The 12,936-nt window shown below is 42.1% G+C and carries 15 protein-coding genes; 12 read left to right on the top strand and 3 right to left on the bottom strand.

The window, feature by feature from the left end:
* Window positions 1–770: 770 nt before the first annotated feature.
* From IM322_RS18680 to IM322_RS18665, 4 genes are all read left to right on the top strand, one after another.
* Window positions 771–1,025 carry a DUF4160 domain-containing protein gene (locus IM322_RS18680; protein WP_158199218.1) on the top strand — a complete coding sequence of 85 codons (255 nt, stop codon included), beginning with the start codon at window positions 771–773 and terminating at the stop codon, window positions 1,023–1,025.
* Window positions 982–1,299 carry a DUF2442 domain-containing protein gene (locus IM322_RS18675; RefSeq protein ID WP_286825389.1) on the top strand — a complete coding sequence of 106 codons (318 nt, stop codon included), beginning with the start codon at window positions 982–984 and terminating at the stop codon, window positions 1,297–1,299. Before IM322_RS18680 ends, IM322_RS18675 begins: the two co-directional genes overlap by 44 nt.
* A gap of 23 nt (window positions 1,300–1,322) precedes the next feature.
* Complete coding sequence (locus IM322_RS18670) at window positions 1,323–1,805, top strand: hypothetical protein (RefSeq protein ID WP_287673434.1); 483 nt, start codon at window positions 1,323–1,325, stop codon at window positions 1,803–1,805.
* A gap of 236 nt (window positions 1,806–2,041) precedes the next feature.
* Window positions 2,042–2,356, top strand: a complete 315-nt coding sequence (locus IM322_RS18665) for a hypothetical protein (protein ID WP_287673432.1) — start codon at window positions 2,042–2,044, stop codon at window positions 2,354–2,356.
* Window positions 2,357–2,823: 467 nt separating this feature from the next.
* Here IM322_RS18665 and IM322_RS18660 read toward each other — a convergent pair whose 3' ends face one another.
* A complete protein-coding gene (locus IM322_RS18660; RefSeq protein WP_287673430.1) occupies window positions 2,824–3,981 on the bottom strand; it encodes an FAD-dependent oxidoreductase in 1,158 nt (385 codons plus the stop codon).
* A 219-nt stretch (window positions 3,982–4,200) separates the two neighbouring features.
* Between IM322_RS18660 and IM322_RS18655 the strand changes: the two genes are divergently transcribed.
* The 7 genes from IM322_RS18655 to chlP all read left to right on the top strand — a co-directional run bounded on the left by IM322_RS18655 (window position 4,201) and on the right by chlP (window position 10,373).
* Window positions 4,201–5,391, top strand: a complete 1,191-nt coding sequence (locus IM322_RS18655; RefSeq protein ID WP_287673428.1) for a thiolase family protein — start codon at window positions 4,201–4,203, stop codon at window positions 5,389–5,391.
* 12 nt (window positions 5,392–5,403) lie between these two features.
* Window positions 5,404–6,120: an acetoacetyl-CoA reductase PhaB gene (phaB, locus tag IM322_RS18650; RefSeq protein WP_287673426.1), complete on the top strand. Its 717-nt coding sequence runs from the start codon at window positions 5,404–5,406 to the stop codon at window positions 6,118–6,120.
* Window positions 6,121–6,182: 62 nt separating this feature from the next.
* Window positions 6,183–6,377, top strand: a complete 195-nt coding sequence (locus tag IM322_RS18645; RefSeq protein WP_286825394.1) for a BrnT family toxin — start codon at window positions 6,183–6,185, stop codon at window positions 6,375–6,377.
* On the top strand, window positions 6,361–6,573 hold the full coding sequence (locus tag IM322_RS18640) for a hypothetical protein (protein ID WP_287077437.1): 213 nt from the start codon (window positions 6,361–6,363) through the stop codon (window positions 6,571–6,573). Before IM322_RS18645 ends, IM322_RS18640 begins: the two co-directional genes overlap by 17 nt.
* Before the next feature lie 79 nt (window positions 6,574–6,652).
* A complete protein-coding gene (gene phaE, locus IM322_RS18635; protein WP_287673425.1) occupies window positions 6,653–7,648 on the top strand; it encodes a class III poly(R)-hydroxyalkanoic acid synthase subunit PhaE in 996 nt (331 codons plus the stop codon).
* A gap of 163 nt (window positions 7,649–7,811) precedes the next feature.
* Window positions 7,812–8,906 (top strand): class III poly(R)-hydroxyalkanoic acid synthase subunit PhaC, encoded by a 1,095-nt coding sequence (locus IM322_RS18630; RefSeq protein ID WP_286825396.1) that lies wholly within the window; start codon window positions 7,812–7,814, stop codon window positions 8,904–8,906.
* A 249-nt stretch (window positions 8,907–9,155) separates the two neighbouring features.
* A complete protein-coding gene (chlP, locus tag IM322_RS18625; protein ID WP_002735532.1) occupies window positions 9,156–10,373 on the top strand; it encodes a geranylgeranyl reductase in 1,218 nt (405 codons plus the stop codon).
* Window positions 10,374–10,532: 159 nt separating this feature from the next.
* Here the strand turns inward: chlP and IM322_RS18620 are convergent, their stop codons facing one another.
* Window positions 10,533–11,474, bottom strand: a complete 942-nt coding sequence (locus IM322_RS18620; protein WP_287673423.1) for a hypothetical protein — start codon at window positions 11,472–11,474, stop codon at window positions 10,533–10,535.
* A gap of 90 nt (window positions 11,475–11,564) precedes the next feature.
* Between IM322_RS18620 and IM322_RS18615 the strand changes: the two genes are divergently transcribed.
* Window positions 11,565–12,386 carry a sulfotransferase family protein gene (locus tag IM322_RS18615; RefSeq protein ID WP_287673421.1) on the top strand — a complete coding sequence of 274 codons (822 nt, stop codon included), beginning with the start codon at window positions 11,565–11,567 and terminating at the stop codon, window positions 12,384–12,386.
* A gap of 96 nt (window positions 12,387–12,482) precedes the next feature.
* Here IM322_RS18615 and IM322_RS18610 read toward each other — a convergent pair whose 3' ends face one another.
* A complete protein-coding gene (locus tag IM322_RS18610) occupies window positions 12,483–12,683 on the bottom strand; it encodes a hypothetical protein (protein WP_002735656.1) in 201 nt (66 codons plus the stop codon).
* Window positions 12,684–12,936 lie beyond the last annotated feature (253 nt).

The following is a 12,936-nucleotide window of genomic DNA, read 5'->3' as shown; positions in this document are numbered from 1 at the left end:
TTTGTGGAAGCTTTGGAAGCTTTTCGGACAGCGATGTCTTTCCGTTTCTTTGAGTGGCTGACCGAGAATCGGGATGTTTTTGCCGCTTACAAAGCCAGTTTAGGCTTTGTTTGGGCTTAAATTTTGTTTAAGTCCCATTAATTATACCCTGCAAAAAGTAATCAGAAACACAATTAATATTTTTGATTCTTACGAAGAATATATTAGTCCAACCTATAAAGTAAAAAAGCCCGTCAGACAGTTTCAGGAAGTCAGCACAGATTATTACATAACTGATGAAGACTTAATTAGGGTTTGCGGCAAAAAGTTTTTCCTGGGGGCGGGGTGTAGGGTGTAGGGTGTAGGGTGTAGGGTTTTACCGATTTTCAGGTGGTCAATTACCTATTTTTCAGGGAAAAAGTGCCTGAATTTTCCCCCCGATCACTCCAAGGTCAGGCACTTTTTGATGTCAAAAAAGTCCAAAAGTGTTATCCGACAAGGTTTTTAGATTTATTCAGCAAACCCTAATTATGTTTGATCTTTGGTCAAGAATAGACCTCGACCTAATATTATCTCAAGAGCAAAAGTCTTTCTAGTTAAGGAATCTACCCGAATAGAAATTATTTTAATTGCCTCATATTTTTTCAGTGAAATTGAATTAGCAACGATAGATATACATTTCAGCTATCGAACTATTTAGTGAGTACACAAACTAAAAGCAAGCTGTGACTGGATTATAATTTTTGGAGATGTCTAATAGATAAAGTCAAGATTGGAGGCAATCTGTACCTATGCCGACGGCCTTACGGACTGGTCCTTACCGCTTCTACTTTTATTCCTATGATTGCCATGAACCACGACATATACACGCAGATCGAGAGAACCGAAGCGCCAAATTCTGGCTAGATCCCGATGTCACACTGGCAACAAATCACGGTTATAATCGCAGAGAGTTGCGTGACATTGAGCGTATAATCCGTGAACATCTGGAGGTATTGAGACATGAATGGGATGATTTCTGCGGTGGTGACACTGGCCCTGCCTAAAATAGTTAGTGTCACGGTGACAGATGATACCCTGTCTGTTGACCTCGAAGACGGTCGTACCATTGCTGTCCCGATTGGTTGGTATCCGCGTCTGGCTCATGGCAGTCCGGCTGAGCGTGTTAATGTTCAAATTAGCGGTGGAGGTTATGGTATGTATTGGCCAGAACTCGATGAGGATATCGGTATTGAAGGATTGTTGCTTGGCAAACAATCTACAGAAAGTGCTACTTCGTTCAAACGCTGGTTACAGCGGCGTAAAGCCAAGCAATATTAATTCGTTCAAACGAGGACAAGCAGATGACAATTCTACAAGCATGGCTTCAAAATTTGCAAGCACGGTTTCAAAATCGGAACAATCAGAATGCGTTACCTCATGCAGGTGTATCACTTGAAGATCTGAGAGAATTGTCTGTAGGCAATCCTGAACAAGCCAAGATAATATTAGAATATGAAAAACTTAAAGAGGATAATCATTGGTCAAAACCTTTTTTAACTTTTGTTGCAGGTGCATTAATCCCTTTAATTGGTCTGGTGTTAGTAGCTCGTGACAAACAACAAGAGATTGCTCAAAAAGATGCAGAGATTCAGGATCTGAAAGAACAAGCGCACAAAAATAGACTAAAGGATATTTATGGAATATTTTTAACCAACAGAACTGTAATCTACTCTACAAACCCAAGCGAATGCGAAAATTTCGCACGTATCACGGATGCTGTTTATCATGGCAGTGAAGATTTGGGTCCTAAGCTAAACGGCTTTTACTTCGGATCACCGATATAGACTCCAAAAGGGTTATAGCTATTGGATCATGCAGGTTAAGCGCCGTTTAGCTTATCTTTAACCGACTAGCTGCTAATGTCAATGCAACAAAATGTCAATCCATCTTATGGCAACTTGCAGAACAACAACCCAATTCAAATCAGCCACCATCTCCTGAAGACAAACAACAAGCACAAGAACAAGCGACGAGTATATCAGAGCTTAAATCTGATAAAGTAACAATCCAAATAGAAGACTTGATTAAAAAATTTACTACGTCTGAGCGAAAAAATGCAAGTTTGACTTTAAGTGAGTTAGCCAATAAGGCTCCAGAAGCAAACCCACTAGTGGTGAAGGCTTTGATCGTCGGCATAGTTGGTGACAAGGAAGAGAACGCATATCTTAAAAACTTGTATATTGCTTACACCTTAGCGAAGATTAATGATTGGAATTCATCCGAATATGGAAAGGTTTGCAATTTAAAAACATCAAAAAATTACAATGATCCAACATTTAAAATGCGGGTAAATAACGCTATTAATAAATTAGATAAGTCCAAACATTGTCCTTAAATAAACCCTGTAGGTTGGGTTGACGCAAGGAAACCAAACCTATGCTTATTCGTTCTCTAACTTTACTTTAGATCTTGTAGGGTGCGTTAAGGGAATGTAACGCACCTTTTTAGGCGTTGTCAGATCAGAATATGAAAGATGCAATGCAATCCTTGCTATCAAAGTAATTTCAGTTCCGGTGCTGATTCGGATCATCTTTCAATTTGACAACGCACCTTTTTAAGAAATTTGAGTAGCAAGTCTCGACGCTCAACTACAATTAGAATTATAGTCATTTCAATTAAGATTGAGAATATTAATCCCAGAGTTCCTAAGGGTTTTGTCGGTCTAGACTGTATCAGAATTATCTGAAATGACTATATGAGATATTTATTAGACACAGATTATCTAAGCATTCTTCTGGTAAAGATGGATGCTCGAATCGAAGCGATTGCACTGTCCTGTGGAGTGATTTTATTAACTCGTAATCATCGAGATTTTGGTAAAGTATCGTAGAGCTTTTCAAATTGTCTCATAAAAGCTCGATCGATCCGATCTTTCCATAACCATAATAACGGTGATTGCCATGCGAAACCGCCCCAAGATGCGATCGCTTTTTGGTCTCCTGTACCGATTAAACTCAGATAATTTTTCTGGGGAAAATAGGGTTTTAAGGGCCGATTTTGCAGAATTCTTTGTAAATTATCGTATAAAGGTTTTCCTTGTCGGACGGCAAAAACTCCCGCTTTCGGACGGGGATAATCTGGAATCGTGGCAATATCTCCCACGGCAAAAATATGGGGATGAGACAGAGATTGCAGATAATTATTCACTAAAATAAACCCTTTTTCATCTGTCAGTAATCCCGACTCTTTAATCCAACTAGGGGCCGAGGCAGTCGTTACCCAAAGTGTATAATCTACGGGCAAAATTAACCCCGATGAACAGATAATCTGATCTGCTTGCACTGCCGTCACATCCGTTGATAAATATAATCTAATTCCCCTGTGTTTAAAAATCTTCTCTAAACGTTGACCGACCCAATTATTATGGGCTGGTAGTAGTTTTTTTCCTCGATGAATTAGAGATAAATTCAAATTACTGCTAGAGTTGAGAATTTTGGACAAACGGGACTGCATATTTAAAGCTAATTCGACCCCGCCCGCGCCACCACCAACAATGACGATATTTAAAGGATTATTAGGGTTACTAACCGCTTTTTTGAGAATTTCTTGCCATCCTTCCCGAAAAATCGGCACTGGTTTGGCGGGAATAGCGTACTCTTTAGCACCGATAACATTATCTACTGCCGGGATACTGCCGATATCGATCGAGAGATAATCAAAGGGAATCGGTGAAGAATTATTACAAATTACTTGACATTTTTCCGTATCTATGAAATTAGCCTTGTCTAAACAGAATTGCGCTTGAGAATACCTAGCTAGAGAAGGTAAATCGATATGAGTCTCAGCAAAATCATAAAAACCGGCGATGTGACCGGGTAACATTCCCGAATAGGGGGTATGGGTGACATCGCTAATTAAAGTTAATTGAACGTTTTTTAGGGGTGATTGTCCCCAAAGACGAAGGGCGATCGCATGACTATGACCCCCACCGATAAAAACTAAGCGCTTGACTAAATCCATAAAAAAACGGGATTGCTGCCAGAAAAGTTAAATTCTAATGAATATATCTTCTTACCCAGAAATTCTGTTGCAAAATCGAGGGTAGATAGACAAAAACTCAAGGCATCGAGGCCATAAACTTTTAACCAATGACAGTAAATTGGGATTTTGCTTTTTTCGGACTCGATATTCTTAAGCAAATTCTATCTAATATCTTCGCTTCCCAATAGAGAGAAGTCTATGCAAGAAGTTTATATCGTGGCCGCAGTCCGGACTCCAATTGGTCGTTTTGGTGGGGGATTGATGGGATTATCCCCAGCCGATTTAGGGGCAACAGTGATGAAATCCGCCCTAGAAATCGCTAATTTGCCCCCAGAAGCCCTAGATTTGTACATTTTCGGCAATGTTTTGGGAGCGGGTCATGGTCAGTTAATTCCCCGGCAAGCGGCGATTAAAGCGGGAATTCCCGTAAGCGTGGACGGATATCGGGTGGATATGGTTTGTTCTTCGGGAATGATTGCCGTTAGTAACGCTGCCACCTCAATTCGCGCAGGCGAAGCGGATCTCGTCCTCGCTGGTGGCATCGAATCCATGTCCCAAACCGGCTTTTTTCTCTCCCATCGGGCCCGGTGGGGTTATAAATTCCTCATGGGTGCGCCAGAACAATTAACGGATTTATTACTCCACGATGGCTTAACCGATGCTACCACGGCTGAGGTCATGGGTTCCCAAGTGGATCGCCTCTGTCTCGATCGCGGGGTTTCTCGGCAAGCATTAGACGAAATTGCCGCCTTATCCCACCAAAGAGCGGCCACAGCCACAGAAAAAGGCTGGTTTAAGGGGGAAATCGTGCCGATCGAGCTTAAATCTAAGAAAGGTTCCACAATTCTTGCTCAAGATGAGGGTATTCGTCCCGATAGTACCCCAGAAGGGTTAGGAAAACTGCGGACGGCTTTTAATCCGTCGGGAGTTTTAACCGCGGGGAATAGTAGTCAGATTTCCGATGGGGCCGCCGCTATCCTTTTAGCCAGTCAAAAAGCTGTGGATCAGTACGGTTTAAAACCAATTGCCAAAATCCTTGGCGGTGCTGTGGGTGCTGGAAAAACCGAGCGCTTCCCAGAATTCTCCGTCCTAGCGGTGAAAAAATTACTGGCATCCCTAGATAAAACGATCGAAGATTTCGATTTAGTGGAAAATAACGAAGCTTTTGCCTTAAATAATCTGCTTTTTGAGATGGATCTGGGGTTAGCGAGGGAAAAACAAAACGTTCACGGTGGTGCGATCGCATTGGGTCATCCTATCGGCGCTTCCGGCGCGCGAATTCTGGTGACGTTAATTAATGCGTTGAAAGTACAGGATAAAACCCTCGGTATGGCGGCCATCTGTCATGGGACCGGTGGCGGAACAGCGATCGCAATTGAAAGAGTTTAGGAGGAAAAAGCTATGGTATCTCTGGGACTAGAGGAAAAAGTTATCGTCGTTACGGGCGGAAATCGAGGCATTGGGGCGGCTATTGTCTCTCTTTTGATAGATTTGGGGGCCAAGGTGGCTTACACGGATTTAGCCACCGATAATCCCCAGGGTTTAGGCATCGTTGCCGACGTGACTAAGTTGGAATCGATGGAAGCGGCAGCTAAACAAATTGAAGCGGAATTGGGGCCAGTGTATGGCATCGTCGCTAACGCGGGGATTACCAGAGATAACTTTTTCCCTAAATTAACGCCGCTAGATTGGGATTTAGTGATTAATGTCAACCTAAAAGGGGTTAATCACACGATTAAGCCATTTATTGAGGGAATGTATGAACGACAAGCGGGATCGATCGTTTGTATTAGTTCTATTTCCGGTGATCGCGGTAATGCCGGCCAAACTAATTACGCGGCCACAAAAGCGGCAGTTATTGGTTTAGTCAAATCCTTAGCGCGAGAAGCTGCCCGTTATAATATTCGCGCCAATGCGATTGCGCCGGGGTTTATTAACACGGAAATGACTTTAGCGATTCCCGAGAAAGTTCGCGATAAAATCACCGCCGAAATTCCCTGTCGTCGCTTCGGTGAACCCGCAGATATCGCCTGGGCAACTGCCTATTTACTCTCTCCTATTGCCAGCAGTTATGTCTCTGGAGAAGTCCTCAGAGTTAATGGGGCCCATCACACTTAATCAGTTATCAGTTATCAGTTATCAGTTATCAGTGGGTAAGTTATCAGTTATCTAATTCAAAGATGGAAAATGTGTTTGTTATTGTCGCTGCTAAGTTGCTTGATTCAGTGGGTGAGTTTCGTTTTCTGACGATAGGACAGTCAAAATTACAAAAGCTGTTAGTCAAATCCCATACAGAAAGAGAAAATGAAATTCGCTTAATTAGCGCCCGTTTAGCTAGTAAACAGGAGAGAAAAAATTATGAATCAGGAGTCTGAAGAAACGGTTAATGACGAGATGCGGACTGAATATGACTTTTCCAGTGGTATTCGTGGCAAATATTATGAAGCTTATCGACAGGCTAGTAATGTGATCATTCTCGATCCCGATGTGGCGGAAATTTTTCAAGATTCAGCCTCAGTCAATGAAGCGTTAAGATTACTAGCAAAAATTGCCAAGTCTGGAAAAATATGACTTATCAGTTATCAGTTATCAGGTGTAGGATGGGTTATTAAACTACCGAAATCAGCGTTAAAGGAAAAGGGCAAAAATAATGGATAAACCGACACAAGCTTGGAGTGAGATGGCCGCCGATTACGTCAATCTTTGGACAGAAACCGGGACAAAAATGTGGTCAAGTTGGTTTGATATGATGGGGGCAATACCCCCTGCCATGGGCAATATTAAACCAGAATTGCAAGAGGCAACCCAGCGCTATTTTGATAATCGGGATTTATTGATCAAATTCCTAAAATTATCGGTGGAAGCTTGGGAAAGTATCTTCCCGAAAATGCAAACAGGAGAAGACTGGCAAACAATTTTAAATAATTATACCCAACAGATGCGCGGTCAACTGAATAGTTTTACTGCCACCACTTCCAAAAGTAGTCAAGATGTCAGTCAACTATGGACAATTTACCTACAACAATTGCAAAGTCTCAATCATTTATGGTTCGATCCTTTCGTCCTGTCAAATGACACAATAACCAAAGCTTGGTTAGGTAATACTTCTTCTTTGATCGAACTGAATAATATCTACTGGCAGAAGTTTTATGATGAAACTTTTGGCCAATGGTTACAGATGCCTTTATTGGGATTGCCGCGAGAATTTAACCGCAAATTACTCGATAGTTTTGAAACTTGGCGGGTTCTTTATCAAGCTAGTATTAACTATCAAATTGTGCTGGCTGATATTCAAGTTAAATCCTTTGAAGCTTTAACTAAAAAATTAGTTTTCCTAGCACAAAAAGGTCAACCTGTCAAGAATTGGCGAGAATTTCAAGATGTGTGGAGTGTAGTCGCCGATGATATTTTTGAAAAGGCTTTTTGTCAACCAGAAAACCTAAAAGTACGGGGAAAATTTATTAATTCCCTCAATGATTATCGCCTCAAACAGCAGGATTTAATGGAAATTTACCTGCGATCAATGAATCTGCCTACCCGCAGCGAAGTCGATGAAATTCATCGGACTATCTATGAATTACGCAAAGAGGTAAAAAGTCTCAAAAAAACTTTAGGAGAAAAAAAAGAAATAGAAAGTAACAATTAGTTAATTGTACTTGACAATCAGGTAAGCTATCAGTTATCAGTTATCGGATTGCAGTTTTAAGTATATAGTGTTAGGTGAAAACTTCGGAACTTTCTTTTCACTGATTACTGTTTACTGTTCACTGCTCACTGAAAAATCCCCACTTCTCTAGGAGAATTAAATTATGTGGCCATTTTTGACGCAAGTGAAACTGGAAGACTTTACCCAAGATTATCTAGAATTAACTCAGAAAAATCTCAAAGGTTTAGACAATCTCAAACGAGTTAAAGAAGAAGATATTCAGTGTGGAGTCTCGGAAAAAGAAGCAGTTTATCGGGAAGATAAAATCATTCTCTATCACTTTAAACCCGTGGTCGAAAAACCCTTCGAGATTCCCTTGCTGATGGTTTATGCTTTGGTCAATCGTCCCTACATGGTAGATTTACAGGAGGGGCGTTCTTTAGTGGCAAATCTGCTGAAATTAGGCTTAGATATCTACTTAATTGATTGGGGATATCCCACGAGAAGCGATCGCTGGTTAACCCTTGATGATTATATCAATGATTATGTCGATAATTGCGTCGATTTTATTCGTCAAAGTCACCATCTCGACAAGATTAATCTGTTAGGAATCTGTCAGGGAGGAACCTTTAGTTTATGCTATAGTTCCCTCTATCCCGATAAGATAAAAAATCTGGTGACAATGGTGACACCGGTGGACTTTTATCAAACCGAGACCCTCTTAAATATGCGCGGGGGATGTTCCTTAGGCTCCGAAGCATTAGACATCGATTTAATGGTAGATGCTATGGGCAATATTCCGGGAGATTTTCTCAACTTAGAGTTTCTAGAATTGAAACCTTTGCAGTTAGGTTATCAGAAATACCTTGATTTTCCTGACATCATGGAAGACGAATCAAAATTAGTTAATTTTCTGCGTATGGAAAAATGGATTTTTGATAGTCCCGACCAAGCGGGAGAATCCTATCGACAGTTTCTCAAGGATTTCTATCAGCAAAATAAACTGATTAAAGGGGAAGTGATGTTAGGAGATAAACGGGTAGATTTACACAATCTGACCATGCCAATTCTCAATCTTTATGCAGATAAAGATCACCTTGTACCCCCCGCTTCTTCCCTCGCTTTAGGGAATTATATCGGTACTTCTGACTATACCGCTTGTGCTTTCCCGGTCGGACATATCGGAATGTATGTCAGTGGCAAAGTGCAACGGGATTTACCCCCCGCTATTAGCGATTGGTTAAAAGCAAGAGGTTAACAATCCTCGAAAATATCCCCTTTTCCCAGTTTGGGAGAGGGGTTTAGCACTTTTTTTCTCTATCGGTGTAACACAATACAACACATCGATCAAAAAAAATCTACAGACAATAAAATAAACTTTTGTAACAGGGGATGTTAAGCACTGTTGCAAGATCGGGCAGAATCGGAGCATCTCGTTCCTTTCGGCTAAACCCCTGTGGTACACTGCAAAGCGTACTCGCTCGTAAGTATGTAGGAGAAAACCTGAGTGTTAAGAGTCGCTGTTGTGGGTTCAGGGCCGGCCGGTTCTTCGGCGGCAGAAACATTAGCTAAAGCAGGCATTGAAACCTATTTATTTGAACGCAAATTAGATAATGCTAAACCCTGTGGTGGAGCGATTCCTCTCTGTATGGTGAGCGAATTTGACCTACCTCCTGAAATTATCGATCGCCGGGTGAGAAAAATGAAAATGATCTCCCCCTCTAACGTCGAAGTCGATATTAATCTCGATAATCAAGACGAATATATCGGTATGTGTCGTCGGGAAGTCCTCGACGGTTTTATGAGAGAACGCGCCCATAAATTAGGAGCGCATTTAATCAACGGAACCGTTTACGGTCTCGACATTCCCACCAATAGCACCGATCCCTATACCCTACACTACGCCGATCACTCCCACGGCAATTCCCAAGGGGAAATGAAATCTCTGAAGGTGGATGTGGTTATCGGTGCGGACGGTGCTAATTCCCGCATTGCTAAAGCTATTGATGCTGGGGATTACAACTATGCGATCGCTTTCCAAGAACGCATCCGTCTCCCCCAAGATAAAATGGCCTACTACGAAGACCTGGCCGAAATGTATGTAGGAAAAGACGTATCCCCCGACTTCTACGCTTGGGTATTCCCCAAATACGATCACGTCGCCGTCGGTACTGGCACAATGAAGGTCAATAAAGCCATGATTAAAGACCTACAAGCCGGTATTCGCGCTCGCGCGGCCCGTCGTCTCGAAGGTGGCGAAATCATCCGCGTGGAGGCTCACCCCATCCCCGAACATCCCCGTCCTCGTCGTGTAGTCGGTCGCGTGGCCCTCGTTGGCGATGCCGCCGGAACAGTTACTAAGTCTTCGGGAGAAGGCATCTATTTCGCCGCTAAATCGGCGCGGATGTGTGCCGAAACCATTGTCGAAGTCACTAACGGCGGCCAACGTATTCCCACAGAGGACGAGTTAAAACTCTACCTGAAGCGTTGGGATAAGAAATACGGTATGACCTATCTGGTGTTAGATATCCTGCAACGGGTTTTCTACCGTACCGATGCCACCCGGGAAGCTTTTGTGGAAATGTGTTCCGATAAGGACGTACAGAAGATGACTTTTGACAGTTATCTCTATAAAACCGTTGTTCCCGCTAATCCTCTCGTGCAGATGAAGATTACTGCTAAAACCATCGGTTCTCTCCTGCGCGGTAACGCTTTAGCTCCTTAAAATCAATTGATAACCAGAAAACCCAATCTCCCTATCGCGGTGGTTGGGTTTTCTTTTGGGTTGTTTCATCTCCTATCTTCTCTAATTCAAACAAAAATATCGCTTCACCAGCAATCTCTAAGTACCACCTCACCTCAAATCTAGAGAAATAACGCTCTTTTAATACCATAATTCCGAGATCAGGTCATAGTAACCAGCTTGTTCAGGTGGGTAAATACCCGCTTCGATTTTCTTGATAATAGTCGGCCAAGCTTGCCTAAACGCAGGAGAGCGCTCGTTGGGGTGCAGAGTCCAACCCTTGGCATTGGTGAGAGTGGCGCGATAGTAGTTTGTTTGTTCTAGGGAGCGAGAAACCATAATTTCCCAAGAGTCGAGTTTTCCTTTGCCAGTAAAAATATTGCCCCAAGCTTTTAAACCATCGGGTAAATGATCGAGAAAGGTATTTTTATAGGAGCGCCAGAGGGGGGTGATCGGTAAAAGGCGATCGTAGCGACGACAATTAAGTAGATAGGCACGACTACCAAAAAATTTAAATTGATAGAATCCGTCGGGATTTTTCCTGCAAGGATGCTGAGAATAAATCGTACCATCGGGCCGGGGTGGACCGGACAAAGGACGCACAAACATCATTTCTGGATGGGTTTCCATTAACTCGATCCCTTCGCGGATCCAACTGTAATCCGGTTCTTGGTAGAGCATCATGTCACTGTCATAATGGACCATATAATCGCTGCGACATTGCTCGATTTTGAAGATCGAGCCGAAAATCGGATAACCTTTGTAGTTATGGGTGGAACGGAGGGGACTGCCGAAATGCTTTTGATAGATACGCTGACGATAGCCCGGATCGTAGTTAAAATCCACTAGGCGATCGATTATGCCATCTTTAACTAATTTTTCACCACAGGCTCTTAATTCCTCCATTGTACCCAGTCCGGGGCGATTAACTTTTTCCCCGCTTAAAGGGGCCGTGTCAATAGCGAGTACCTTTTCCTCGAAGGGAAACTGACTCATTTTGACTAGATGGGGAATAGTGTTCATCATAAACCAGACATCGGTTCGCGCCGTAAAAAACCAGAGCGAACAACTTGGCAATCCCATTTTGTATAAACCTCACTTTTGTTTGGGTCTTAAATGGGATACATTATAGGGGAATCTTAGCGACAAGTTGACACAATTCCTTATTAACCTATGACTATAGCCCTCGATCGCTTACCCCAATCTTGGCAGGGTTTAACCCATCGTTTAACTTATAAGTATTTTCAGGTACGCATTGATACACCCAAAGACCCCTATAAAATTCTCTTTCGTCCCCAACCCTATCAGGTTTTATTTATTCTTAGCCATATGCGATCGGGTTCGTCTTTATTGACCCATATCCTCAATTCTAATCCTGAAATTATCGGTTTTGGCGAAACTCATCTGGTTTATGAGAGTGAACAGGATTTTAAAACTTTAATGTTTCAACTCTACTGGCGTTTGAAAGATTTAAACATGAATCATAAATATATTTTAGATAAAGTTCTTCACGATCAGAAGTTTTTAGATCATAGTTTTTTGCAATCTGATCCAGTTAAGACCATATTTTTACTACGAGAACCGAAGCGCACTTTAGCTAGTATTCTAGATATTAAACCCCATCAAAACGAGCAGCACGCTCTAGGCTATTATACTGGTCGTTTAGCCACCTTAGAAAGTTATGCTCAATTAATTAACAGCAAAGAAAAGAGTTTATTTATCACCCACGATCAGGTATTAAACCAAAGTCAATTGGTCTTTAATGGTTTACAGAGTCATCTCGATACTAAAACGGGATTTTCTGAAGAATATCGAGTTTTAAAAACCACTGGCAGCCGCGGTATAGGAGATTCTTCCGAGAATATCAAAGCGGGTAAAATTATTAAACAAGCCAGAAAATTAGATATAGAAATTTCCGACGCTGTTTTAACCCAAGCCCAAAAAGCCTACGATCAATGCTACGAAACCCTCAGCCATTATTGTCATTGTATCTAAGCTGAATTGGGGATTAGTAATAGCCTTGATTCTCTCCTCCGAGTCCCAAGAAAATCCCCCTAACTCAACTCTAAGTTGATCATTTAAAAGGTCTGATTAGCCTTCAATATTAGCAATTGTAAAGCCCATCTGACACTCGTAGAGATTGGGCTGTTGGCTTCCTCCTTTGCCCAAGGAGTGACCACAGCCTAGTTTACCCTCTCGCCACCGGGGTTGCCCCTGCTGGTTGGCTAAAAGACAGCCCTGACAGACAGAACCCGTATCGAGAATGTGTTCGTCGGTTAAAATCACTAACATGACGTTCACCCCCATTGATCTCTGATTTGTCTCTATTGTAAGAGGTTTTTTCTGAGATGTAGTGGCGCGCTATACATTCCGCTACTTTTTGGCTTTTTTTCGCCTGGAATCTTCTTATCGAAAATTTGGGTTAAAACCCCGTCGTTTTACGACGGCTTTAAGCTACAATGGAAAAAGCGATAACCAAGCTAAAAACTGAACCTTGACAACAGATAGTAGGGGGTTTCGTTCAGAAAAGACTTCAAATTCGGCC

Origin of the sequence: Microcystis sp. M109S1, from assembly GCF_020247025.1 — a bacterium.
Taxonomy (GTDB): Bacteria; Cyanobacteriota; Cyanobacteriia; order Cyanobacteriales; family Microcystaceae; genus Microcystis.
This window is presented reverse-complemented; position numbering and strand designations above follow the sequence as displayed.